Origin of the sequence: Aeromonas sobria, from assembly GCF_000820145.1 — a bacterium.
Classification (GTDB): domain Bacteria; phylum Pseudomonadota; class Gammaproteobacteria; order Enterobacterales; family Aeromonadaceae; genus Aeromonas; species Aeromonas sobria.
The window spans coordinates 1-24,656 of the sequence record NZ_CDBW01000028.1; the positions used below are offsets into that span (position 1 = coordinate 1).

At 51.6% G+C, this 24,656-nt stretch carries 21 protein-coding genes and 1 tRNA gene; 6 read left to right on the plus strand and 16 right to left on the minus strand.

Annotation, left to right across the window (positions count from 1 at the left end; all coding sequences use genetic code 11):
- Positions 1–1,091 (minus strand): DNA phosphorothioation-dependent restriction protein DptG (gene dptG, locus BN1135_RS12815; RefSeq protein ID WP_042021750.1); only part of this gene is annotated, 1,091 nt, incomplete at its 3' end.
- A 2-nt stretch (positions 1,092–1,093) separates the two neighbouring features.
- On the minus strand, positions 1,094–2,707 hold the full coding sequence (gene dptF / locus BN1135_RS12820; protein WP_042021658.1) for a DNA phosphorothioation-dependent restriction protein DptF: 1,614 nt from the start codon (positions 2,705–2,707) through the stop codon (positions 1,094–1,096).
- Between the two features lie 311 nt (positions 2,708–3,018).
- Here dptF and umuD point away from each other — a divergent pair, with 311 nt between their 5' ends.
- Together umuD and umuC are read left to right on the plus strand one after the other, a co-directional pair.
- Positions 3,019–3,462: a translesion error-prone DNA polymerase V autoproteolytic subunit gene (gene umuD, locus BN1135_RS12825; protein ID WP_025327594.1), complete on the plus strand. Its 444-nt coding sequence runs from the start codon at positions 3,019–3,021 to the stop codon at positions 3,460–3,462.
- Positions 3,443–4,702, plus strand: coding sequence for a translesion error-prone DNA polymerase V subunit UmuC (umuC, locus tag BN1135_RS12830; RefSeq protein ID WP_042021662.1), 1,260 nt, complete (start codon positions 3,443–3,445; stop codon positions 4,700–4,702). Before umuD ends, umuC begins: the two co-directional genes overlap by 20 nt.
- 262 nt (positions 4,703–4,964) lie before the next feature.
- Here the strand turns inward: umuC and BN1135_RS12835 are convergent, their stop codons facing one another.
- Positions 4,965–5,888 (minus strand): viperin family antiviral radical SAM protein, encoded by a 924-nt coding sequence (locus tag BN1135_RS12835; RefSeq protein ID WP_042021665.1) that lies wholly within the window; start codon positions 5,886–5,888, stop codon positions 4,965–4,967.
- Positions 5,889–6,073: 185 nt separating this feature from the next.
- Between BN1135_RS12835 and BN1135_RS12840 the strand changes: the two genes are divergently transcribed.
- On the plus strand, positions 6,074–8,803 hold the full coding sequence (locus BN1135_RS12840) for an ankyrin repeat domain-containing protein (RefSeq protein WP_042021753.1): 2,730 nt from the start codon (positions 6,074–6,076) through the stop codon (positions 8,801–8,803).
- Positions 8,804–8,891: 88 nt separating this feature from the next.
- Here the strand turns inward: BN1135_RS12840 and BN1135_RS12845 are convergent, their stop codons facing one another.
- From BN1135_RS12845 to BN1135_RS12855, 3 genes are all read right to left on the minus strand, one after another.
- Positions 8,892–9,935: a Fic family protein gene (locus BN1135_RS12845; protein ID WP_042021667.1), complete on the minus strand. Its 1,044-nt coding sequence runs from the start codon at positions 9,933–9,935 to the stop codon at positions 8,892–8,894.
- A gap of 122 nt (positions 9,936–10,057) precedes the next feature.
- Positions 10,058–10,726: an inovirus Gp2 family protein gene (locus BN1135_RS12850; protein WP_042021668.1), complete on the minus strand. Its 669-nt coding sequence runs from the start codon at positions 10,724–10,726 to the stop codon at positions 10,058–10,060.
- Positions 10,727–11,155: 429 nt separating this feature from the next.
- The gene (locus tag BN1135_RS12855) at positions 11,156–11,332 is read right to left on the minus strand and encodes a helix-turn-helix transcriptional regulator (protein ID WP_013724060.1); all 177 of its coding nucleotides are present in this window, start codon (positions 11,330–11,332) and stop codon (positions 11,156–11,158) included.
- A gap of 447 nt (positions 11,333–11,779) precedes the next feature.
- On the opposite strand from BN1135_RS12855, the gene BN1135_RS12860 reads away from it, so the two are divergent.
- Positions 11,780–12,712, plus strand: a complete 933-nt coding sequence (locus BN1135_RS12860) for a hypothetical protein (protein WP_042021671.1) — start codon at positions 11,780–11,782, stop codon at positions 12,710–12,712.
- Positions 12,713–12,721: 9 nt separating this feature from the next.
- Here the strand turns inward: BN1135_RS12860 and BN1135_RS12865 are convergent, their stop codons facing one another.
- The 3 genes from BN1135_RS12865 to BN1135_RS12875 all read right to left on the minus strand — a co-directional run bounded on the left by BN1135_RS12865 (position 12,722) and on the right by BN1135_RS12875 (position 15,625).
- Entirely contained in the window at positions 12,722–14,056 is a 1,335-nt protein-coding gene (locus tag BN1135_RS12865; RefSeq protein WP_042021674.1) for a tyrosine-type recombinase/integrase, read from the minus strand.
- A gap of 383 nt (positions 14,057–14,439) precedes the next feature.
- Positions 14,440–14,988, minus strand: coding sequence for a cytochrome b/b6 domain-containing protein (locus BN1135_RS12870; protein ID WP_042021676.1), 549 nt, complete (start codon positions 14,986–14,988; stop codon positions 14,440–14,442).
- A 64-nt stretch (positions 14,989–15,052) separates the two neighbouring features.
- A complete protein-coding gene (locus BN1135_RS12875) occupies positions 15,053–15,625 on the minus strand; it encodes a COG4705 family protein (RefSeq protein WP_042021677.1) in 573 nt (190 codons plus the stop codon).
- Positions 15,626–15,947: 322 nt separating this feature from the next.
- On the opposite strand from BN1135_RS12875, the gene BN1135_RS12880 reads away from it, so the two are divergent.
- Both BN1135_RS12880 and BN1135_RS12885 read left to right on the plus strand, forming a co-directional pair.
- The gene (locus tag BN1135_RS12880; RefSeq protein ID WP_042021679.1) at positions 15,948–17,576 is read left to right on the plus strand and encodes an MCR-3-related phosphoethanolamine--lipid A transferase; all 1,629 of its coding nucleotides are present in this window, start codon (positions 15,948–15,950) and stop codon (positions 17,574–17,576) included.
- 131 nt (positions 17,577–17,707) lie between these two features.
- Positions 17,708–18,088, plus strand: coding sequence for a diacylglycerol kinase (locus BN1135_RS12885; protein WP_042021680.1), 381 nt, complete (start codon positions 17,708–17,710; stop codon positions 18,086–18,088).
- 79 nt (positions 18,089–18,167) lie between these two features.
- Here the strand turns inward: BN1135_RS12885 and BN1135_RS12890 are convergent, their stop codons facing one another.
- From BN1135_RS12890 to BN1135_RS12920, 7 genes are all read right to left on the minus strand, one after another.
- A complete protein-coding gene (locus BN1135_RS12890) occupies positions 18,168–18,872 on the minus strand; it encodes an AcvB/VirJ family lysyl-phosphatidylglycerol hydrolase (protein ID WP_042021681.1) in 705 nt (234 codons plus the stop codon).
- Between the two features lie 11 nt (positions 18,873–18,883).
- Positions 18,884–21,433: a bifunctional lysylphosphatidylglycerol flippase/synthetase MprF gene (mprF, locus tag BN1135_RS12895; RefSeq protein WP_042021683.1), complete on the minus strand. Its 2,550-nt coding sequence runs from the start codon at positions 21,431–21,433 to the stop codon at positions 18,884–18,886.
- Between the two features lie 151 nt (positions 21,434–21,584).
- Positions 21,585–21,767 carry a hypothetical protein gene (locus tag BN1135_RS12900; RefSeq protein WP_042021685.1) on the minus strand — a complete coding sequence of 61 codons (183 nt, stop codon included), beginning with the start codon at positions 21,765–21,767 and terminating at the stop codon, positions 21,585–21,587.
- Between the two features lie 54 nt (positions 21,768–21,821).
- On the minus strand, positions 21,822–23,147 hold the full coding sequence (rstB, locus tag BN1135_RS12905; RefSeq protein ID WP_042021686.1) for a two-component system sensor histidine kinase RstB: 1,326 nt from the start codon (positions 23,145–23,147) through the stop codon (positions 21,822–21,824).
- Positions 23,148–23,168: 21 nt separating this feature from the next.
- Positions 23,169–23,879: a two-component system response regulator RstA gene (gene rstA / locus BN1135_RS12910; protein ID WP_042021688.1), complete on the minus strand. Its 711-nt coding sequence runs from the start codon at positions 23,877–23,879 to the stop codon at positions 23,169–23,171.
- Positions 23,880–24,039: 160 nt separating this feature from the next.
- Positions 24,040–24,387 carry an HNH nuclease YajD gene (yajD, locus tag BN1135_RS21665; RefSeq protein ID WP_042021689.1) on the minus strand — a complete coding sequence of 116 codons (348 nt, stop codon included), beginning with the start codon at positions 24,385–24,387 and terminating at the stop codon, positions 24,040–24,042.
- Between the two features lie 140 nt (positions 24,388–24,527).
- Positions 24,528–24,603 (minus strand) — tRNA-Ala (locus BN1135_RS12920).
- Between the last annotated feature and the right edge of the window lie 53 nt (positions 24,604–24,656).

A 24,656-nucleotide genomic window follows, 5' to 3' on the forward strand; every position in this document is an offset into this window, starting at 1 on the left:
CGGCCCGCGGCGCCGCGGGCTTGGATAAAGTCGCCGAGCAGACTGTCTTCCAACGCCTTGACATACTTTTTGTTAACAACACCACGGTTTTTAGGGTCATTTGAAAACTGTTCAATAGCTAGCTCTTTCAACTGCTCAAAGGCCTCTGCGGTATTCCCCGCTCTGGGTCTTTCCACCAATTTTCGGTTCGCAATAAAGGCCTGCAGATAGTCATTGAGGGTATCGAGTAATTTAGTCTGCTCGGAATAGTCCATCGCATCTTGATAGACCTGCCAGAGCGGGCGTGGGGCACTCTCCACTTGCAGCGCATCGAGGGCAGATAGCAGCGGGAAGACATCTTCACAAGCCAATGCGAGCAGCTTATAACCCGAGCGTTTGACACTGGTGCGCTCGGAACTTGCCTTCTCCGAGTCGAGAATAAAGTAGAGGGGACGGCTCTTTGGCTCCTCCCAATCGGTGATATTGAGGGCAAGTTGAGCACAATAGGAGAAGGCGTAGAGCTTGAGCATCTTGGGCAAAGCTTGCAGCAGATACTGGGGATGCTCAGACAGAAACTGGATATCCTCGCGAAACACCTTATTGAGAAATGGCAGATAGGGCTGTTCATCATTCTTCAGCGCGGTACCAGGCTGAAGGTTTTCGCGCAATACCCCTAACATCTCCCGCTCAACAAAATTGAGGTGGTCATCGAGCGCATCAGATAAGAAGAAATTCCCCAGCAAACCAGCAAAGAGTTTACAGAGCCGCTGATCCGATGCACTGATATCGAGGCTACCACTTTGGCGCCCTTTGGCCTTAAAAAGTAAAAACAGAGGCGAGATGTTATACAAAGAATCACTGGCGAAATAGGCTCTCTCCAGCACGGACCAAAACGCAGCATCATCAAGCCGTGAAAGAAAGCGCTGCTTACACTCCTCCTGATAAGCAGCCAGCTCATATGTTTTTACCTGTTTACGCAGGGCTAGACTCAGTACAACCCCTGTGACTGTATCCCAGTTAAACTCATTGCCCTTATTACGAATAGGCCAGTAGTTAGACAGCTTGTTCTTTTCTGCTGGCTCAAGCATTTCGGGGATCGGAAAGGTCGTCATTATTAAGCTCTCCCCTCAACGGTAATAACCTCATCATCGAGCTCGAGGCGATAGGAGTGCGCCCCTTCGTAGTAACTCAGACGCGGGCTGGTTTTTGCCAAGGTGCGAATTTGTTCCACCATCTCGTCGAGCAGAACGATGGCGTTTTTATCATACCGGTTGGGGCGATAGCCGCAGTTCAGTTTGCCAATCAACTCGAATAGATTGAGCCCAATCACCATGGGGTTGAGCTCTGACTCACCCACCTTGAGATAGGCACAGAAGTGATCGTGCTTTTCAGCATGCTCATATTGAATGCGCTTATAATCGGCTTTGAGCTCCAAGGGGGCTGCGACCTTAATTCCCCCAAATTCCCCTAAGAAGAGCTCACGCTTGCCCAGCTCAGGGGCATGCCGATTGGCATAGGTGAAAATGGCGGGGATCAATGCCTTGGTATAAAACTGCCGCAAGCCATTTTGCATATCGCTATCTCCTCCATATTGCCCATGCTGCATCCACACGCAGGCATAGCTCTCTAACAGCTGCTCATCGAAATCCCCCTTGAATTGATGGTGGTAGTCATTACCAAACGAGCAATGTTTAAAGAGATAAAAGAGACGCAGCAAGGATGCCGCCTGCCCCTCTCGGGGCTCAGAGAAGTAGACGCCTATCTCGGCGAGGGATTGCAAAAATCCTGCGAGGGTCGGGTCGGGTAACGCTAGCTCATAGCGCAATACAAATTGGTCGATCGCATGGGTGTGCAGCAGAGCTGGATCAAACTCTGCAATCTTCTGTGCTAGCTCATTACTACCGCCTATAAAGAGGTTATCGAAGAGATAACCTTCGCCGGTGAGCAACTGGTGCAGCAAATCGAGCAAGGCTCGTGTCGTGATGAACTGATCCTTGAAGAGGCGTGTTTTAAAGAGAGTGGTAATGATAGCCTCTTGCACCTCTTCACGACCTAACAAACGAAAATTCGCAATCAACTTAGCATCTAGTTGGCGCAGCTCATCGCTCTGTGAAATAAAATTGAAAAGGTTGTTATCGGAAGGCTCGGTCAACCGACGTAGCAGTTGACGCATAAAGGCAGAGTAGCCGCCTACCTCATCATTAAAACGAAACTTCGGGTAGGCTTCAAAATCTATAAAGCGATAAGCCCCTTCTGCTCTGAGTCCCTCACTCAAAAAACGCTCGATCACAGCTCTGAGTTCGGCATGTCTTTCAGCCCCCTCTTTGGCGTAGTTGGCCAACATCCCGATATTGACCCCCACCACCAGAGGTTGGCTGCTAGCCTCGCGCTCATCGAAGAGTTTATCGAGCGCCTCAATAGCCGATTGATGGGGTGAAAAACTATGGGTGGCGTCTAAGTGAAATCGATATTGCTGCTTATAACGCTCATAGCTACGGGAAAGAATTTCGGATTTACCATCCCCGCTACTGCCACAGAGAAAAACACAATCTCCCAGTTGCAGAGAGCTCAATACACGCTCAAAGTCGAGCTCAATATCAGGTTTGACGTAGAGGTACTCTTTGAGTTCGTCATATACGTCTCTTGCTCTTTCTGAAGTGGTTTTTACGGAAAACGGCGATGATTTAGCCAAGACCCCGAGAGCCTTGCGAAGGGAGATTGTGCTCACGATATAACCCTGTTATTCCATATCTGACAGATAGTAACTGATTGAATCATTGGGAGACTACTAGAAAGGATCGTATTTATATGACTCTTTGATGTTCGTCATATCACCCCCCCCATTATGTGTTTTTTGTCGATGTACCAGACTGAATGCAGCCCCAAATGTAAGGCCAACCAGCTAGACGGCTGTACTTTTTCCAACCGCATTCTTAATCAACAGTCACATCAACATTGGTCATCACTGGCATGCTGGACTTGCGCGGGTTCAAAGGTGGTGCACTATAATGCCTGTATATAAACACAGGCATTGTTACCATGAAGCTGTTAACCCCAGACCCATCACCCGCCGAGGTGACCATCCCGTTGTTCTTGCACCGCGCCTCTTGCGGCTTTCCCAGCCCAGCCAGCGACTATCTGGAAGGGAAGTTAGACCTCAACACCCACTGCGTGGCGCACCCTGCAGCAACCTTCTATCTGCGTGCCGAGGGCGAGAGCATGACCGGGGTCGGCATCTTTCCCGGCGACCTGTTGGTGGTCGATAAGAGCCTGACCCCGCGCCATGGTGATGTGGTGATTGCATTGCTCGACGGCGGCTTCACGGTCAAGACGTTGCAGCTCAAGCCGAGGCTGCGGTTGCTGCCAGCCAATCCGGCGTTCGCGCCTATCGACCCTTGCATGAGCCTCTCCCTGGAGCTATTCGGGGTGGTCACCCATGTGATTGGCAATCTGAGGCAGCGTGATGGCTATAGCGCTCGTTGATGTAAACAACTTCTACGCCAGCTGTGAGCGGTTGTTTCGCCCTGAGCTGCGTGGCCGCCCGATCGTGGTGCTCTCCAACAACGATGGGTGCGTGGTGTCGCGCAGCCCAGAGGCCAAGGCGATGGGCATCAAGATGGCCGGGCCCTACTTCAAGATCCGCGAGCAGTTCGAGGCGCATGGCGGTGTGGCGTTCAGCTCCAACTACGCGCTCTATGGCGATATGTCTGGCCGGGTCATGAGCACGTTGGAGACCATGGCCCCCGAGCTGGAGGTCTACTCCATCGATGAAGCGTTCATGATGTTGTCGGAGTCGTTTTCCGGGGACCTCACAGCCTATGGACAACAGATCCGGCAGCGAGTGTGGCAGTGGACCGGCCTGACGGTAGGGGTCGGGATCGGCCCCACCAAGACCCTCGCCAAGCTGGCCAACTATGCTGCCAAGAAGTGGCCTGCCACAGGCGGCGTCGTGGACTTGCGTGACGAGCTGCGCCGCGCCCGGCTGATGGCCATCACCCCGGTGGATGAGGTGTGGGGGATAGGGCGGCGCTTGGGGGCCAAGTTGGTGGCACAAGGCATCAACACCGTGGCCGACCTAGTGGCCAGCGATGCCAAAGGGTTGCGTGCCCAATACGGTGTGGTGGTCGAGCGGATCGTACAGGAGCTGCGTGGCCTGCCTTGCGTGGAGCTGACTGTTGAACCGGTGGCGAAGCAGCAGATCCTTTCGAGCCGTTCCTTTGGGGAGCACGTGACTGACAGTGGGGAAATGGCCCAAGCGTTGTCAGGCTTTATGGCTCGCGCCGCCGAGAAGCTGCGGGCCGAGGGGATGTGTTGCCAGCGGGTGCACCTGTTCGTGCGAACCAGCCCCTTTGATGAACGAGCCCCTTACTACAGTGAGCAGGCTGGCGTTCGGCTGGTCTGCCCTAGCGATGACACCCGGTTGTTGCTGCAGCAAGTGAACGTGCTGCTACCGCAGATTTGGCGCGACGATTACCGCTATCAGAAGGGAGGTGTCATGCTGAGTGAGTTCACCCCCAAGGGGCAACAACAGGCCGATCTGTTTGCCCCGTCCTCTGCTCAATCGGATGCACTGATGGCCTTGATGGACCAGATCAAAGCCAAGGGATTGGGGCGCGTAGGCTTTGCCAGCCAAGGTACGGGGTCGCCTGAGTGGATGATGCGACAAGAGCATCTGAGCCCCTGTTATACCACCCGCTGGGAGGACCTGCCGGTGGCGAGGTAGAGCTACATTCACCAGCTCAAACATCATACGGCCGCAGGATATACCTATAAAACACGCATATTCGCTACAGATAAAATACCCTTACGCAAATCTCGCCGTAGATTATACAAGCAACGGCTGTCGCTGGGTGACCTGCTCACTGTCAAAGTCAGCAACCCATCAGGGCTGGTCAGCCGCCCATGTTTACCACCATTTTGAAAGGCCCACCTCTGACGAATCAGTTGGCGGATCAACTGATCGATATCTTTATTTGTACAGTACTTCATGCGCCCACATCCGTATTGGTCTGGATATAGCGTGCGCAAAATCGCTTATGGTCAAAGCTCATTTCGCTAAAGGCCATCCCTGCCCCAACCTCGAGGATTGGCCGACTGTAGGTATAACCCTGACCAGCAGCAGGCAACAGAGGGGTGTTCTGAAAAAAGCGCCCGTATGGATCAACCATCAGATATGACTCATGCATGTCTAGGTTGTCCTCGATACAAAGGATTTGAGAGAAAGCATTATGACGAGAGACAAACGCGGCAAACTGTTCGTCATTAACAGCAAGGTGCTGACTCACCACCGGCAACATGCGTAGGACTTTCCACTTATCAGGTGCAAGACTCACGATCAGTGCACCGAGCTCTTCGTGATGATTAAGCTGGTTAACTACGGTATTAAGCTTGATACGCAGATCTGGGTTTAGCTGGCGAGCCATATCCAGACTGGCGACCAACTCATTCAAATCAAGTTGTCGACCAAGGCAATCAACTCGTCCAATTGTGTGATTGTTTGCGGCGGATGCTGAATCAATGCTGATACCGAGCCAAACCAGTTGTGGTGCGAGGCTGTTTAGCAGCCCATCGTTGAGATAGCTACCGTTAGTTATTAACGAGACCTCGAAGCCGAGGTCTCGTGCTTGGGTGACAATGGATGGAAGTTTGCCTGCATGCAACAATGGCTCCCCACCCGCCAGATTGAGCCGTATTGAACGCCATTCTAATTGGCCAGCTAATGGGTTTGCACGGTTCTCCGGTCGAAAGAAATGGTACATCTCGGCCAGGAACCTAGCGGTTCGTTCCGGATCTCGGATCAACTCTCGCTGGCAAGTCATTTTATTCCACGTCGCATAACAGTAATGGCAACGATAGTTACAAGCTTCCGTTAAGTGCCAATTGATAACGATTTGAACGGGTAGCGACATGATTAGGCTCTCTTTGGTCAAGGATACGCAAAGGGTGCCTATGGATTGGCTTAAACGATATGAAACACCGTGTATCCCCACAGTTTTACGGCCTGTGAGGGGGGGGACAGGGCATTTCAGTGATCCGATGGATAAACATTGCCAGAATGGTCGAGACATCAGACAACCTCAGGATGATACACAACATGAGCGCCTTGCCACTACCCGAAGCCATCTTGCTGGAAATTCATCAAAGCCTTGGCTGCCAAAGCTATCCGACAACCAAGAAAACCAAGTTTGCGACTGGTCAGATAAGTCTTAAAGCGCACCAGCGTATGAGCAAAGAAGTCTTTGACGATATCTTCAGGGCACTCGGGATCGACCCGCTTGCACAATCAGATGCACGCGACAACTTCATGGAATTTGAGCATGCCTATAAGTTTCTCGAGCTCAATACTTGGACATTCGACGCTGATCAACGCCAGATCAACTGGACGATGCTGACACATTTTTATATGCCGACTCTGGCCCGTCAGATGGGTTTTTGGAACCTTGATCAAGCACTAGACAGAGGTATGCCCGGTGGGCGTTTCTGGTATCTTCCTGAGCCCTGCGAGGTGAAAGGCAAACCAAGCCTATATATGCCGGTTGCCCAAGTGGTCGATTGGCTGTTGGACCTGCTGGGTATGCCTATAGAGGCATTAGCAGATCAACATAGTGAATTGCTCGAGGATGGCTATGATGGTCTACGCCGCTCCTTATATAACTGGCGTAGCGGAACCACTATTCGCCCAGAGAGCATCGAGAAGTACTTCTCCGACGAGATAACACTACGTTTTGATGGCGCGATATCACTCCACAATGATGACAGCCCTTCTGCACAATTTAGTGACGCTATTATTTTTTTGGAAAAAAAGGGGCTGACTGCCGATCAGCTACGATTGGAAATCCCCATGACTCAACCTGGGCGCATAGAGTCAATTCTGGACGGGCAGGCTGATGAAGACGAGCAAGCCACCTTCGTGAAATGCATCGCTGAGCGTTATGCAGCACCTTTACCAAAAATTATCCGTCAACGCTTGTTACTTGCTCGGACGGTACAGGATGGTTATGTACGGCTACTCAAATACCTATTTCCCAATGTTGACAAGTTGTGTGCTGATCCCCAGCAAAATAAATTGCTTCAACTATTCGCGATCTATAAGGCTGTCTACAACCTGACTATCGATGCATACCGATATTGCGGGGAGCAGGGTGAAGCAGCTGAAAACGCGTGGTTCGAAGCACATCTGCCTGAATGGGACAAACAAGGCATATTCCTTTCAATCCTTCCTTCTCGTCGTGAAACTGCAAACCTAGAACTCGCTCAGTTATTGACTCGTCATTTCTACCATTTGCAACCTGGGGCGATGCTTGAAGATCACTTTGCGCTCGACGCAGCATCCGCTGAACCCATCATTCGAAAAAAGTTGGAACTCCTCAAGGCTAATGCTGATGAGACACAAGCTATCGATCGGTTGATTGACCGGATGAGAACCTCATCACCTTGGCGCGCCTTGCAGACCGAGCAGCGATATTGGGTCGTCAGTCAGGTCGCGCAGCATCCATCCCTAACTCCACGAGCCAAAGAGGCCGCTATCCACCGTTTGCATGAGATAGCAGCAACACCAGCCGAAACCATCCAAACAATTCTGTTTGGGCTGGACGGCTACCTGAATGGTGATCGCAAACAAAGGCCAAAAGACACAAAAACCAAGGTACAAGTTCTACTCGATGAAGCTGAAGCCAGCTCAGGATATGAGTTATGGAAAGCACCCATTTTGCAATACAAAGCCAAACACCTGCTGGCCAGTAATGATTTTGAAGGGGCAACCAAACTATTCAGAGAGGCGCTGAACGCTGCTTCGGAACGTAATTATGGTCCTTTACGTGGGGAGATCGCGAGGGATGGTCTGGCCTTAGAAGTTGCCAACCAGAAACTAATCACCAATAACCACGAAAAGTACTATCGGGAGATGCTGGCCGGAGGAATGATGGCCGAGTGCGATACGGTTCCATCTATCGAGGATATTGCACGCTGGTCATCAGATTACTTTTGGGAGGAGCTGTATAAACCCTATCCTGGTATTGAGGCCGAAGTACGCAGCATGCAAAGTACGATGGATAAGTTGCTTAACGACCTGCTGCCATTGTTCAAAGCTGGCGAGCAAGGAGGATTGCAAAAGTGGATCAACGCCAATCGTTCATTGTTGAAATCTAGCCTGCCTGATGTCGATGGAAATTCCGTATTGATGGCTCTGCTCAAGATGCACTCTCTGTTTCTGCAGAACATGCCGATGATGAAGCAAATGGTTCCACCCGAGCTGCAAAGTGAAACGCGTCGATTCGAAGCCATGTTGGCGCATTGGCGCTCGTTTATCGGCCAACTCGCACAAGAGAGCCCTAAACAACTAAATATCCCCGATATTAAAGGGCAAACCCCCTTGATGCTGATGGCTGAGAAAGGAGATACCGAGTTAGTAACCATCATGCTCAAAGCTGGCGCGGATCCAGAAATGCAAAGCAGTAGCGGAATGACTGCTCTACATTCGGCGATCAAGTCTGGGGTAGATAGTTGTGTGGATGTACTCCTCGATCACCCCTGCAAGCGAGACAATCTCACGGATGATGGGCAATCACCACTGCACACGGCTAGTTGGACTGCCAATTTGCATGCTGTCAGGCGCTTACTACAACTATCCCCCAAACTCGCACGGCAGCGCAATTCTCAGGGAATGACCCCCCTAGAACGAATTAACTACTTGATCGACAACCCAGAAGCGTTAAGCCTCTTAGCTAACCAGCGAGCTCAAAATGGGCAACTTTGTGCCACCAAACAAGAGTTGCTCGCAACTGCAGACTTGCTTGCACAAGCAACTCCAATGTTACAGAAATAGATAGCAACTCATGTGAAGCCAATAAGAGATACTGATATCAGTATCTCTTATTTTATTACCTTTGTGGTATGCCGTATGGATGGAGATACTAATTGGATATTGAAGCGGGTATCAGGTCCAATACCTCCCAACGTCCACTCTTACGCGGCCCAACAAAGCGTAATCGCCCGTCTTTGACCAGCACGGCAACAGCTCTCTCCACTGTACTGGTCGACTTGCCAATCCGCTCTGCAACTTGCTTGAGCGTTATGGTCGGCTCAGCCGTCAGCTCCGCCAAGATGGCCTGCGGTGTTTTCACCCGTTTTTCTACCTGCGTTTCAACCTTCATTTCTACCCGCATTTTCTCCTGATGAGGTGATACTGCTGCTGGTTGAATCGCAATCGCCTGGGCCAGCGCATCGCGCAGCGCTTCCAGTAAAAAGAGGATGAACTCGGTACAATCACTGCGATGATCAGCCTGACTTAGCTGCTGATAGTAGTGATCTTGCCGTGCCTTAATGATCGTCTCCACGGGTAAGAAGGCCATGACAGGCTGCCAGCGACTCAAGATCACCGTCTGCCATAAACGTCCCATCCGACCATTTCCATCCGCAAAGGGGTGAATAAACTCCAACTCATAATGCAAGGCACAGGAAGCGATCAGCGGATGAGCCTCGGTCTCAGCCAGCCAAGTCAATAGCTGTCCCATCAGACGAGGGACCTGGTTTGTAGGGGGAGCCATATGCACTAACTGCTCGCCTCGATAGATACCTACGCCACCGCTACGCCAGTGACCCGCATCATCACAGAGTCCACGCATCAGGAGTCTGTGAGCACCAAGTAAATCTTCCGCTGAAGCAGGATCCCAATCAGGCATTGCTTCATAGGCCGCAAATGCATTGCGGACCTCTTGGATTTCCCGTGGAAGCCCAAGCACCGTCTTTCCCTCAATCACTGCCGTCACCTGTTCAACACTCAGGGTATTGTGTTCAATCGCCAAGGAGGCTTGGATGGTGCGGATCCGATTCTCCCGACGCAGCATCGGAACCTGAGAGCTCTGAGTAAACCGCCACTGCCCCACCAACTCGGCGATCTCCGCCACTCGACTCAACATGGCGTGGGTCAGGGTGAAGGGAGGGGAATAGGCTGCCATGGGTTACTCCAACTGATGCGATAACAAATGAGGGTTAGCTTAACAGATCCGGGAGCAGAAACTCCCAGATCAGATGCCATCTAAAGCTGCAGTAAACGTCTTTTATCAACGCCAATAAGCCTTCAAAGGTTACTCCCCCCGAAACAGCGGTACCCTTGTCCGCGCCGCTTTGTCTCGTTTTTAGCCAAATAGGCTGCCCGCACAAACATCTTCTTGAGTGACTCGGTATCATTCCGCTCAATGAGATACTCAGCATTCTTGGGGAAATGCACCAATCCCATTTTTTTACAATCTTGCAGAGTGATATTTTCATCATACACAGCGCTGTGCCACGCCACTCTTATTTTATTGGCAAGGTTCATTCTTTCAGATTCATAGCTCCCTAATTTGTAGTAAGCATCCCTATTCAAAAATATCATCATGTGATAGTGAGGACAGGGAGCATTGGCTGTTTGCTCCTTAGCCCAAACGTATCTAATCTCAGTCGAATGAACCCTCTTGCCTTCATAACGTCGTTCTGACTCATCGCACTCAATGAGCCATTTAAGATTTGAAAAGAACTCCTTAATTATCCTTGAGCCCGAGTCAGGCTTTAGTGCTAAATACATTCCAAAAGCAGGGTCTTGTTGAAAACGGAGATCAACTCGAAAGGCAAATATTCTGGAGTAATGCTTAAGAGCGCTCTCCGATACAGAGAGGATCTTCTCTAAATTATCAACATTAAAGCTATAGTTCCGATCTTTGTAGAACTGCTGAGCAAGCAGGACATACCTTTCTATAGAAATAGACATTTGAACTCTCCCAATAGACTGTTGATGGACATTGAATATTTAAATAATGATGGGTATATTTTGCGGATAGAGCCGCAGTGTATTTCAAACACGTTCAATTAACTGGTGTAATCACCAGAGTAGTTTGTGTATAGGTGTGATAAGCACTTTCTTTGAATATGGAATAGAGCAGTTTAACTGTCATGATAAACGACGGCTATTGCTTAGAGTGGTTCAAACATGCATCGTCATAGACGTCCAATGTACTCTCCAATGTAGAGCCTATTGAATTAAAATGTATTTCCTCGTTGAACTTAAAGGATATATTACTATTACCGACACCAAAGCATTGAATGTCAAACCAACCAAATAATGCTGTACCCTGATAGGACAAGACTTGTAGCCTCAACAACTAGCTAATTCAAATCCATAGCTCGTCAGAAATTATCCCTAGCGAAGATTTATTTTCTCTTCAATCCACGATTCTATTTCAGAGCTAACCCAAGCAACAGATCTTGGGCCGATCTTGACTGATGCTGGAAATTTACCGTCATTCATCTGACGGTAAACAGATGCCTTAGAGAGTGATGTCATTGCCATGACATCTTTCAATTTAAGTAGTTTCATGATGAGCTCCTTTTATCATCCATAGGACGTGGCGCTCGTGTAAAAAAGTAAGTAATGCTCTTCAGAATGTCGTAGAAACTGAGGCATGTCACAAGAGAAAGAACAAGCGATCTCCTTACGATTCTGCGCCTCAGCTAACAAGTTGTAAGACTGGAGAATCACCTCTATCCAACTTCTACGTTAAATTGATCCAGCTAGAGATCATGGTATTTAAAATTGCATCCTCACTAGATCCTGGGAAAATCTAACGACAACTTCTATCACCGCTTAGGTGAGCGAGACCCCATGTACTAAGCATCTGTGCACACTAAATTACGTGAGGCAAAGCAAATTATCGACAACAAGCGGTTGAAAAACACTCGAAAATCACTCATAAAATGACACTATGGTATCAGAAAATATTCACCAAATGACTAAGTAACACACCTAAAACTAAAGAGGATTTATATGCCAGAGATCGTAGAATCAATTAATTTAGATCAGAGAGGGATGAGACTTATATCCAAGTTGCTTAGCTTATCTATTAGTCCAACAAGCGCGAAATCTATTGTCTTGAGAATGATTAATGAAAAGAAGCTACATATTGAAAATAGAGCAGCATTCAATAGATTTGGTTTTTATAGCAACAATGATATTAACGAGGAAAAAATTATTGCTTGGGTTGGGAATGAGTGTATAGATCTTCCTCTGTTTGATTGGATTGACACTAAAAATAGCAGGCTGTGTATATATGTTTGGTCTTATATTAGATTATTAAACAAATCATCATTTGAAAATATACCAGGCACTTTATCATTAAATCAAAGCGACATACTTGACACAAAAACAATGTCTTTAGGTAGGCAATGTTTTTACGAAATAGCCAACATAGAATCATTACCGAAAGATAATAAAACAAGAAAAGAAAATATCATTGAGTTTTTTGATTTAATTGATCGTAATACCTTACAAAAAAAAGAACTATTGGACAAGCTTAAATTAAAATGGATGCGTTGCACAGAAAAAAATGAGGTTTTTAACTGGACAAATAAAAACAATCAACAATGGGCATGGCATTATCTATTTAAAGATAATCCCCCTATATGGTTTATCAATAACAACCAACCAGATAACTACTTAAATGGAGTTGTTGCGACGTTCGATCTGCTGAACGACGATCCAGACAAAAGAGAGCTCCTAATATCAAAAATGAAGTCTGCTTGGTCGCAAAAGGCATATCGGGATAAAAACAATGGCAAGAAGGCTGTCAGTATTGTTCTATCTGAGGACATTATAAAAAAGCTAGATCTTATTTGTGAAAACACTGATAGAAGAAAAAATGAGGTAGTCACAAGATTGATTAGAGAAGAATATGAACAAATAAAAAAAGGCGGACACTAGTCCGCCTTTTTATTTTACTTTTTTGATGAATTCAATAACATTACCATAGCTACTATTTTTTTGCGGCTCATTTGCCACCTCTAGTTCAACCAGCTCACCCCAGCGTTGCCATAGCATTTTTTTCTTATCATCATGTCGCGAACGATGATAGGTTCTAACCAATTTATTGAGTGGGAGATGATTCAGACATAATTCAATTACTCTCTCTTCTGCATCTAATCTCTCAGCCCAATTTGTTGCAGCACTACGCCGTAAATCATGTACGGTAAATGGTTCCATGTCAGATAAAGAGCGAGAAATAAATCGCCTTAAAGCTCTGGTTATCGAGTCAACTAAAATTGGTTCAATTACGTCACTTTTAGGTCTATCTGATTCAAAAATGAAGTCCCCGTTTACATATAGTGCCTGTTCATCAATCAACGCTTTCGCCTGTCGAGATAAGAATACCGAATGTGGCTTCCCATTCTTAGTATCAGGGATCGTCCAGACATCATCTCTAATATGTGAAAAACGCATATTAGCGACCTCACCTCTACGACATCCAGTCAGTATCAATAGCTTGATCGCATTCGCCGCTGGCAGAGAAATAGTTGCATGGCGAGAAACGCCACGCCCTCCGGCCGCCAAGCTACCACCACTTCCAAGATCCTCATCAATCGCCTTCCATAGCCTGCGCAATTCGGGGACAGTCAGCCATCTCTCTCTTGGCGAACCGGCACTGGCACCAAAATCCTTGGGTCGCAACAGTCTCGCAGGGTTGGCCTCGATCAGGCAGTGAACTACCGCATAATCCAACATCTGGTTCAGCGTTCCCAGCCCCTTACGGGTTTCATCTTTTGTTGCACGTCGAGTGATCTCTAACGCTTGCGCCAAGTGGGCACGAGTCAGATCGATTAGACGAATATTACCCAAGCTCTTCTTAAGGTGACGATTCCAACGCTCCTGATGGCACTGGAGAGTCTTTGGTTTAACGGCCTGGGCAACATGCTGCGCTTCGAGCCATCGCCCAAGTAACTCATCCATCGTCAGGGCGGTTTCATTTTTAGCCTTTTCACTAGCAACATGCTTACGTGGGTCTATCCCTTTCTTTACCAGGGCAGCCAGCTCTGCATGCTCAAGCCTGGCTCGCGCCAACGACAACGCTGGGTAATTACCCAGAACAACTGTCGCCTGAGTGCCAGCAATCCGATAACGATAGACAAACCGCTTGCTCTTCCCTGCCCTAACCTCAATAGCTAATCCACCGCCATGGGGAGATTTCACCGCATAGCGGGTAATCGAAGCCTCCCCTTGCAAAATCAATGAGGGGATCTCTCGATCCTGAGTTACCGGTTTTCTTGCCATAGCATTCTCTCCCCCCCTGTTTGGGGTACCACTTGGGGTACCACAACAAACATGATATAGGGTGAGACTTCATGAAACTAGTTGAAACCCACAACAAGGAAAATTGATATTAAAAACAATCAATTACCATCAATTAATCAACTTTATAAAACCTTCTGAAACACTACCTACCTTGGCTCCTAAGGGACAGGCCACTGGTTCGACTCCAGTCGGGAGCACCATATAAAACAAGGGGTTAGCATCTTCACGATGCTAACCCCTTGGTCGTTTTTGGCGCGGGGTACCGCAGGAAACATTCCATGCCACCCTCTTATACCTCTTGAGGCATCTCATCACCGTACCCGCCCGGTAATCCCCCCCACTACGCAGTAAATGAAATGGATCTAACGATCGACAACATCTACTCCAGATGGCACACGTTTCTTGCCAGTAATCATCGCTCGGATTAAGTCGCCATGAGTCAAGCGGTCAATCGCAATGACAGCCACTACATGAACGAAAATCGCCACCTGCAGCGCTTTGGCAAAAAACTCATGGATACCTTCCATGACCTCATCACCAAACAGATGCTCATAGTTAGTCAGAATCCCAGTAACAGCGGTGCCAACCAAACAGGTCAGTAACAGGATAATCATCAAGGAGCCCATCGGGTTATGCCCTGCGTGATAGGGATGTTTCCCTTTCATGCTCGCTTGCACGTAACCCGTTACACGGGCTGGAGTGGGAAACCACTGAGTGAATTTTGCGTAATGAGATCCAACAAAACCCCACGCAATTCGGATCACCAACAATCCAGACAAGAGATAGCCGACATAACGATGATTACGATGCCCCTCTTCGAGAATAAATAGATTGAGTACACATAATACGACCGTCGCCCAGTGAAAAAATCTGACGACAAGATCCCAAACTTTTATTTCATCATGTTTCATAACACTCTCCACACCATTGCAATGTGGCACAAACAACATTGAAGTCGCTTGTGCCACCATTAAATTATTCCGTGTCCAGCTCTTGCTGTTCCGTGACTTTATTTTTCAGGGTTGATAGATATACGAGCAGCACGATTGCCACCAACAAACTAAAAGAAGCTGAATATCTGCTCAATTCCAACCCACCGCTTTTTAGTGGTTTATCCAGAAAATCGCCCACTACAGCGCCTAATGGCCGAGTCATGATAAAAGCAGCCAAAAACAGCAAGGTGCGAGATACTGAGGTGAAAAAATACGTTGCGACGATGGCCAGCAATATGGCACCAAACAGGATCATGCTACCGGTGTAACCAAATCCACCATCATCAGCAACCCAATCACCTAATGCCGTACCCAGGGTTTGGGAAAACATAATGGTGGTCCAATAAAGTGCGCTGCTGGCTGAAATTTGAGCGCTAACGGCGATAAAAAAGATAACTGCAACGATCCCGGTACTCAACAGATAGCCAAGATCCATCGACATGAAGACAGCATCACCACCGGTTTCCCCCAGCGTTGTTGCCAATATCTTGATAATCCAGAATGCCAGGGTGATCTCCGGCACTTTGCTGGCTGAAGAGCTGATACTGTGATGCATAGCCCACCCATCCGGTGGTTCGACAACGATCCGTCGAATAGAGCATGTCAGTGATTTCTTAAGAAATGCTTAAGCTCGATAAAATTCTGAAAAAAAACTGCTTTTTAGCCAGATGAGAGTCCGCCAGACAACAATTTCCTCTTAATTTTTCCTTAAGGTTCAAGTCTTATCCTTCATTAGGATTCCAATTTATTGACAATGATCACAATGCAACACGCCCTTACATTAAAGGCGGGGTCTGTCCTCATTCAGCTCTGGTACTATTGCCCGCTGTAATGGAATACCCAAAATCAATGTTTGAAATGCCTCTCAGGGAGAAGTCATGCCTTCAGTTGTTAAAATAAGAGTTGTGCCATTTATTTTATTGTTGGCGTTGGTGTTTGCCTTTCTGCTCAATTGGCCAGTATTGCTCCACTTTTATGAGATCTTCACCAATATGGAGCACTTCAAGATAGGGTTTGCGATATCGATCCCTGTCCTGCTGGTAGCCGCACTTAACTTCGTCTTTATGCCATTTTCAGTGCGCTATCTGATCAAGCCGTTCTTCGCGTTTCTCTTCGTCGCTGGCTCTATCGTCAGCTACACCATGCTGAAGTACCGCGTCCTGTTTGATCGGGACATGATCCAGAATATCTTCGAGACCAACCAGAGCGAAGCCTACTCCTATATCAGTTTGCCCATCGTGGCCTGGGTGTTGCTGGCAGGGGTTGTTCCCGCAGTGTTGCTCTTTTTTGTGAAAATTGAGTATCCGAAAAAATGGTATACAGGCCTCTTCCAGCGCGGACTCTCCATGCTGGGCTCGCTGGCAATCGTCGGGATCATCGCCGCCTTCTACTATCAGGATTACGTCTCTGTCGGCCGCAATAACCAGACCCTCAACCGTGAAATCGTGCCTGCCAACTTTGTCTACAGCACCACCAAGTATCTCTACAAACGGTATCTGGCAGAGCCGGTTCCCTTTACCACACTGGGGGATGATGCCAAGCGGGTAGTGACGAATGAGGAGAAACCGACCCTGATGTTCCTGGTGGTGGGGGAGACCGCGCGCGGCAAGAACTTCTCGATGAACGGCTACGAGAAAGAGACCAATGCCTTTACCAGCAAGAGCGGTGGCGTGATCTCTTTCAATGATGTCCGCTCATGCGGCACTGCGACAGCTGTCTCTGTGCCCTGCATGTTCTCTAACATGGTGCGCAAGGAGTATGACGACAATCGTGCCCGCAACAGCGAGGGGCTGCTGGATGTATTGCATAAAACCGGGGTCTCCGTTTTCTGGAAAGAAAACGATGGTGGTTGCAAAGGGGTATGCGATCGGGTGCTCAATATCGAGATCAAGCCCAAGGATCACCCGCAGTTCTGCGATAACAACACCTGTTATGACGAGGTGGTACTGCAAAACCTCGATGATGAAGTGGCGCAGATGAAAGGGGACAAGCTGGTTGGCTTCCACCTGATTGGGAGCCATGGCCCGACATATTACAAACGTTACCCCGATGCCCATCGTCAGTTTTTGCCGGATTGCCCACGCAGCGACATCGAAAACTGTACGGATGAAGAACTGGTCAATACCTACGACAACACCATCCGCTATACCGATTTCGTGATCGCAGAGCTGATTGCCAAACTGAAAACCTATGAAGAGAAGTACAACACGGCGCTGATCTATGTCTCCGACCATGGCGAATCATTGGGTGCGCTGGGGCTCTACCTGCACGGTACACCCTACAAATTCGCACCCGATGACCAGACCCGGGTACCGATGCAAGTCTGGATGTCTCCCGGTTTCTCCCGTGAGAAGGGGCTGGACATGGGCTGTTTGCAGCAAAAGGCCACCGATACCCGTTACTCCCACGACAACCTCTTTTCGTCCGTGCTGGGGATTTGGGATGTCAAAACGGCGGTCTACGATCAGGGGCTGGATATCTTCAGCCAGTGCCGCACAGTGCAATAAACCCTGTATGGGGCGCTCATGTGCCCCTTTTTCATCCCCCTATTTGTTTAATTTGTCATGTAAACGCCCCTGCCAGAGTTCAGGTTTTCTATACAGCAGGGGCGTGTTCACCATGAAAAGAGGAAAAGGAAATGGCAAAACCCGGTGCAACAGGGATCACTCGCATCATCCATGCAACCAACTACAGCATGAAAGGGCTCTCGTCGGCCTGGCAGCATGAAGCGGCTTTTCGCCAGGAGTTGCTGCTCATTTTGTTACTGATGCCGCTGGCCTTTTTCGTTGGCGACGGCCTTAACCAAATATTGCTGCTGATCGTCATCAGCTGGCTGGTGGTAATTGTGGAGATCCTCAACTCTGCTGTCGAAGCGGTGGTCGATCGAATTGGCTCTGAGCATCACGAACTCTCCGGCCGTGCCAAAGACATGGGCTCCGCTGCCGTTTTCATTGCACTGGCGCTCAATGCGCTGGTGTGGGGCGCACTAACCGGGCGCAACCTGCTTGGGTGGTGGTAAGGGAGTGGACGTGCGGCGTTTGCCAACTGCCAGATAGCAAGAGGGGCGGCCAAGTGCCGCCCCTCTTCATGGTTGCCGATCAGGGTGTCGTCAGGGCGAGGTGCTTGGTGATGGCCTGATAGAGCTGGGGGTAGTCATCTTCAAAATGGTGCCCCCCCGGTAGCGTGACGGTGGTGACATTGGCCTGGTTGAGGCGCGGACAAAGGCGGTCGCCGTCATCGTCATCGGCTCCTTGCAGGCAGATCATCGGCAGATCGCGGATGGTCTTCACCTGCGGTTCAGTCGGGTAGCTGCGGGCCTTGTGAGTCAGCATGTCGCTGACATGGATCTCGAAATCCGAGCTGGTGGAGGGAGAGAGCATCACTGCCCCTTCCAGAGTCTGGCGATAGCGCTCCGGCAGTCGGTTGATGACGAAGGGGACTATCTCGGCACCAAATGAGAAGCCCACCAGCAGCCAGCGCGGGCGTTGCCAGCGAGCCTGATAATCGTCGAGGATCCGCTCCAGATCGGCGGTCACCTGCTCCGGGGTTTTCTTCTTCCAGTAGTAGCTGAGGGAGCTCCAGCCCACAACCGGCATGCCGTGCAGTTGCAACTGGGCGCTTAACCCTTTGTCGAGGGCCGCCCAGCCGCCATCGCCGCTGAGAAACACCACCATGGGGGCGTCGGATGGCTGCTTGACCGGCAGTTCAATCAAACTCAGATCATCCTTGACCGGGGCAGCTTGCGCCGCAAATGACGAGATGGGCAGTACGAGACTGAGTAACAGCAAAATCAAGGCTCTCATGGGCCATGCTCCTATTTCTTGATCAGCCCCAGCGGGCCGCGGCTAATCAGGGTGATCAGGTGAGTCAGGGTTCTTGGCAGTGCCAGCTTGCTGCTGCAGAGCAAATAGCGTGGCTCCCAGCTGGGCGAAAACTTCTCTTTGTAACGGCGCAACCCCTGAAAGTTGTAAAAACGGCTGCCACGCACAAACAGGGTGTTGCCGAGGCGATCCCAGTAACTGCCGAGCGGGTGGTCATTGAAGCCGGACATGGGGGCCATCCCCAGATTGAAGCGGGCGTACCCCTGCGCTTTGCCCCACAACAGCAGCTCGACGAAGAGAAAATCCATGATGGGGGCGGTGCCGCTATCCAGGCTGTAGCGCATCAGGTCGATGGATAAGATCTCTTTGTTGTCGCTGACCCAGAGGTTGGCAAAGCCGGCGATCTGCCCTTCGTGCCACACCAACGCTGCCGGGCTCATGGTGAGGTAGTCGGGATCAAACCGGCCGACCGAGAAGCCCTTCTCCTTGCCCATCTTGCTCTGCAGCCAGCTATCGGAGACGGCTTGCAGCCTCGGCAGCAAGGGGGCAACGGCAGTGGCCTCCACCACTTCAAAGATCAGCCCCTCCCGTTTTCCCTTGGTGTGGCTCTGGCGCAGGTTGCGCAGGCGGCTGCCCGCCAGATCGAAGCTGGTCAGATCGACCATCGCCTCTTCGCCGAGCTTGAAGGGGATAAGGCCCAGCTCCAGATAGAGGGGGAGGTAGCGGGCCGAGACCTGATAGAAGACCGGGTTGGCATCGTGCTCGTCGCAGCGCTCGCGAAATTGCCAGAGCAGCTCTTCAATCAGCTCGGGGCGACCGACCGGATCCCCCATCACAATCCAGCTGTTGCCCTCGATGCCATACATCAAAAAGGCGTCACCGGCGGGGTGGAACAGCAGGGATTTATCTTTCAGCTGGGCCAGATAGCCGTGGCCCCCGCCGTCACGTACCACCAGCTCGTGGGCACGGGCCAGCGTCTCCTTATCCGGTTTTTCACCAACCACGCGCAGCGGCGCCAGCAACTGTGCAACCCCGACGACCGCCAGCACGGCGACGACGCTGCCCATGGCACGCAGACCACGAGCGGCACCGCCGTGAGGGGAGAAGTGGAACCAGAGGGCGTGGTCATACTCCACCTGACGGTAGGAGAAGAGCAGCAGCCAGAGCGCCCCCAGCAGTACGGCACCGACCGAGATCAGCCAGCCCGGGGTGAACTGGGCATGCAGCAGGGATCCCTTGCGATAGAACAGCGGGCGACAGGGAGTCATGATCAGCAGAAAGCTGCCAAGCAGCAGGGTGGACTCCCAGCCTCCCCCCTTGAGCAAGGAGAAGGTCATCCCCAGCACCAGCAGTAGCTGGCTGATGCGAAAGGCGGCGTCGTGGCGGCGATAGAGGCTGCGGGCCAGCAGGATCAACAGCACCCCGCTCACGCTGCCGAGGACGTGGGAGAGCTCCAGCAGATGGAGTGGCAACACCTGCAACAACGTTTCGATGCGGCTGCGCATGGTGGGGATCATCCCCGAGCAGAGCAGCAGGCTACCGGCGGCAAAGGTGCCCAGGCTGATGAGGGCGGGCAGAAATTCGCGCACCACGCTCATGATCCCCTGCAGCCGTTGCCAGCGAGCTTTCTGCTGCAGCATCTCCTGACTGGTAAAGAGCAGCAAGGCGCAGAGGAAGGGGAGCACGTAGTAGATGCCGCGATAGAGCAGCAGCGAGGCGAGCAGCTTGTCGGCCGGCAGATAATTGGCCAGCAGCAGACTCATGCTCGCTTCAAAGACCCCTATCCCGCCGGGCACGTGAGCCACCACCCCAAGGAAGCTGGCCAGCACGAAAGCACTGAGCAGCACTGGGTAGGGAACGCTCTGGGCGGGTAACAGCACAAACAGCACCGCGGCCGCGGCCATCCAGTCGATCAGGGCAACCAGTAGTTGCAGCAAGCGCACCTTGAACTCGGGCAGGGTCAGGGTGTGTTCCCGCCAGGAGAGCCGGGGTTGGGGCCAGCAGAGATAGGTCACCACCAGCAACAGCGCCATGGCGCCAGCCAGCTTGAGCAAGGTATCTGCCCACAGTGGCCACTCTGGCAGCAACTGCGAGACATCGTTGGTCAGCAAGGCGCCGCCCCCCCAGGCCAGCAAGCCGAGGAAGAAGGTGATGGAGCAGAACAACACGACGCGGGCCACCTCCCCGGTGGCGAGCCCCAGGCTGGAGTAGATCCGGTAGCGTACCGAGGTGCCGGTGAGCAGGGCAAAGCCAAGGGTGTTGGAGAAGGTGTAGGCAATAAACGAAGTGATACCGACCTGTTGCCAGGGGAGCTGCTTGCCCAGCGCGTGGAGCGCCAGCAGATCGTAGCAGCAGAGACAGGCATAGCTGAACAGGGTCAATAGCAGCGCGGCTGCCAACAGGGGCAGTGGCTGCGACCAGATGGCGACACGAATATCATGCCAGTGCCATGAATGGGTCAGGTGATAAAGCACGGTCAGTGCGGTGCCCAGCAGCAGCAAGCTGCACAAGGGGCCTAACCATTTAACGAGATGACGCCACATTCCATGTTCCTATGGTCATTGACCGTTTCCCGCAAAGGGGAGCCGGGTCGTGGATCCGGTTTGGACGAGTGAGGCGCTCGTCAGGAAAATATCGGGAGATATGGAAAGGGAGGCGTCAGCCTCCCTCTGTGATCTCCAGTAATCGGTTGGATCACTTGGTTTTCGGCGCGACTTTAACCGCTGGGGTCTTGGCGTGGGTGGTTTTATGATGTTTCTTCACCACTTTGGTCTGGGTGGCTTGCGGTGCAGCTGCTTTGGTCGGGGTGGCAGCCATGGTGAAACCGGAGGTGAGGGCGAAGACGGCAGCCAGGGTCAGGGGAATGATCTTTTTCATGTGCAATTTCCTTATTCGGGTTGATGTTATGGAGCGTTTCTCCATGACTTCATCCTATGACTGTTGTGGCTGTCCTTCAGTGAGCGGTTGGTGACGGTTTGTATCCAAATGTACAGGGAGGGTGATGCAGAAGCGGGCGCCGCGGTCACTGGCCAGCAGCGCCACATCGCCCCCGTGATGACGGGCAATGCTGCGTACGATGGCCAACCCCAGTCCGGTGCCGCCGGTGCGGCGATCCCGGCTCTGATCAAGGCGCACAAACGGCTCGAAGATCTGGGGGGCCAGTGCCTGATCGATCCCCGGTCCGTCGTCACTCACCTCCAGCAGATAGTTATCCTGCAACCGGGAGAGCGAGAGGGTGACCCGACTCTCGGCATAACGCAGGGCGTTGCCGATCAGGTTCTCCACGGCGCGCGTCAACAACCGTTGATCGCCGCACCAGGGCATCTGGATGACCGGCAGTTGCAAAGCCAGTGCTTTCTCCGGGTGCAGTGCCTGCCAGTCTCCAAAGTGGAGCTCCGCCCACTCCACCAGTTCCAGCTCATCGAGCTTGAGTGGTAGCTCGGGCCGATCCAGCCTGGCATAGGTGAGCATCTCCTCGATAAGGGAGTCCAGCGCCCCCAGATCCCGCTCCAGTGCCTTCTGCTCGCTCTCCGAGGGTTGGGGGTCAAGCATGGCAAGCCGATAGCGCAACCTGACCAGCGGGGTGCGCAACTCGTGGGCGATGGCATCGGTCAGCTGCTTGCGGCTAGCGAGCATCGCTTGCAACTGGGCGGTCATCTGATCGAAGGTGCGGCCGACCCGGGCCAGGCTGCTGCCTTGCGGCAGGTTGGTACGACAGGAGAGATCCCCATCTCCCACCCGGCGCGCGATTTGCTCGAGCTGGAGCAAGCCGCGCCAGTGGGGGCGCAGCCAAAGCAGCAGTGGCAGCCCTAGAGAGAGGCCGATCACCAGCAGCAGCCCCACATCGACCCAGTGAAGTTCGTGCAGATAGGAGAGATAGGGCACCGGGCCGACGATCAGCACCTGATCGGTATCGGGGACACGCTGCAGGAAGGTATCATCCTCTTCGACGATGACGATGTTCCCTGCGGCCAGAAAGGCCTGATCCTCGCTGGCCAGGGGCTGGCGTGCCAGCTCGCCGATCTTGAGGGGCAGGGTAAACTGGCTACTCTGTTCCGCCAGCCGCTCCGGCCAGCGCGGCGGCGGAGTTCTCGCTAACTCGCCGGTCAACAGGCCAAGGGAACCTTGCATCATCCGCTTGAGGTAGCAGTCACCCGCCCGCTCGGCAGTCACCTGATAGACCACGCCAACCAGCAAGATGGCCAGGGTAAAGCAGCCGATCAGCAACAGATAGAACTGGATAAAGAGACGGCGCATGGTTGTGCTCCCGAAAGAGGGTTATTCCCAGGCGTGGGGAACGAACAGATAGCCCTTCTGGCGCACCGTCTTGATCCGGGTCGGGTTGTCAGGGTTATCACCCAGTTTTCGGCGCAGGCGGGAGATGGCCACATCCATGCTGCGATCCTGGCCGTCATACTCCCGGCCGCGCAGGCTGCGAAAGAGGGTTTCCCGTCCCAAAATCTGGCCTGCGTGGCAAGTGAGCTCCCACAACAGATCAAAATCGGCGGTCGAGAGGGCAATGCTCTCGCCATCGAGCCGCACATCACGACCCGGACCATCGACGTGCAACCGGCCAAATTGCAGTTGCTGGGGAACGCTGCTGGTAGCGACGGGTTGGGTTGACGTTTGCTGGTGCTGGCGAAACTGCACCCGCAACCGGGCCAGCAGCACCGGCGGTGGGGTGGTTTTGAGGATGTAGTCGTTGGCGCCAAGCTCCAGACTCAAGATCTGGTTCATGTCGCTGTCCAGCGAGGTGAGCATCACAATGGGGCCGTCAAAGCGCGGCCGCAGATCCCGGCAGAGGGACATGCCATCCTGCCCCGGCAGCATGATATCGAGCAGCACCAGATCGGGCTGTTCGGCCTCGACCCGGGCTAGCGCCATATCCCCTCTGGGTTCGAGGATCACCTCCATATCGTGGCGACCAAGCCAACGGCTGATGAGTTGGCCTATCTCGGGATCATCTTCAACAAAAAGAATGCGCTGCATAGAAAAGTTCCATTCGAAATGGATGAAGACACCATACCGGCCAGCATAACAATCAGGTCACCTAGCTCAACCATACACCAGGAACATCTGCGTTCCTGTTACGCCACCCACAGGGAGCTGACCCGCAAAGGGGTATGAATCCATTCTGTCAGCAATCCCTCTACGACTTCTTATTCATCCGCGCTTTTAAATCAGCAAAGGGGTTATGGGTCGCACCACCGGCAGCGTTTTTAGCATCTTCGCCAGCAACGACCGTTGAGCCATATTGATAAGCTTCGGTGTATTTTGAATGCTCATGATCGTGACAGTACAGACAAAGCAGTTCCCAGTTACTGCCATCTTCAGGATTGTTGGTATGGTCGTGATCGATGTGATGAACCGTCAGTTCGCGAAGGTTAGAGTACACAAACTCCCGAGAGCAGCGCCCACATATCCAAGGATAGAGTTTCAAGGCTTTTTCACGGTAGCCGCTTTCTAGCTGCGCGTAGTGCTTAGAGATAATTGCCATAATTGATACCAGCCCACCTGAACATGTGAATGCAATATGGTACCACTGCTGCCACACCGCTCGGCTGGAGAAATAAAATTTTCGTACAACAAAAAGGCCACCGCAATGCGGTGGCCTTTTTGTTTCTTGTCACAAGAATTTGGTGGAGCTACGCGGGATCGAACCGCGGACCTCTTGCATGCCATGCAAGCGCTCTCCCAGCTGAGCTATAACCCCGATTTGTGTGAATGACCGGCAGTCATTCTGAATTTGGTGGAGCTACGCGGGAT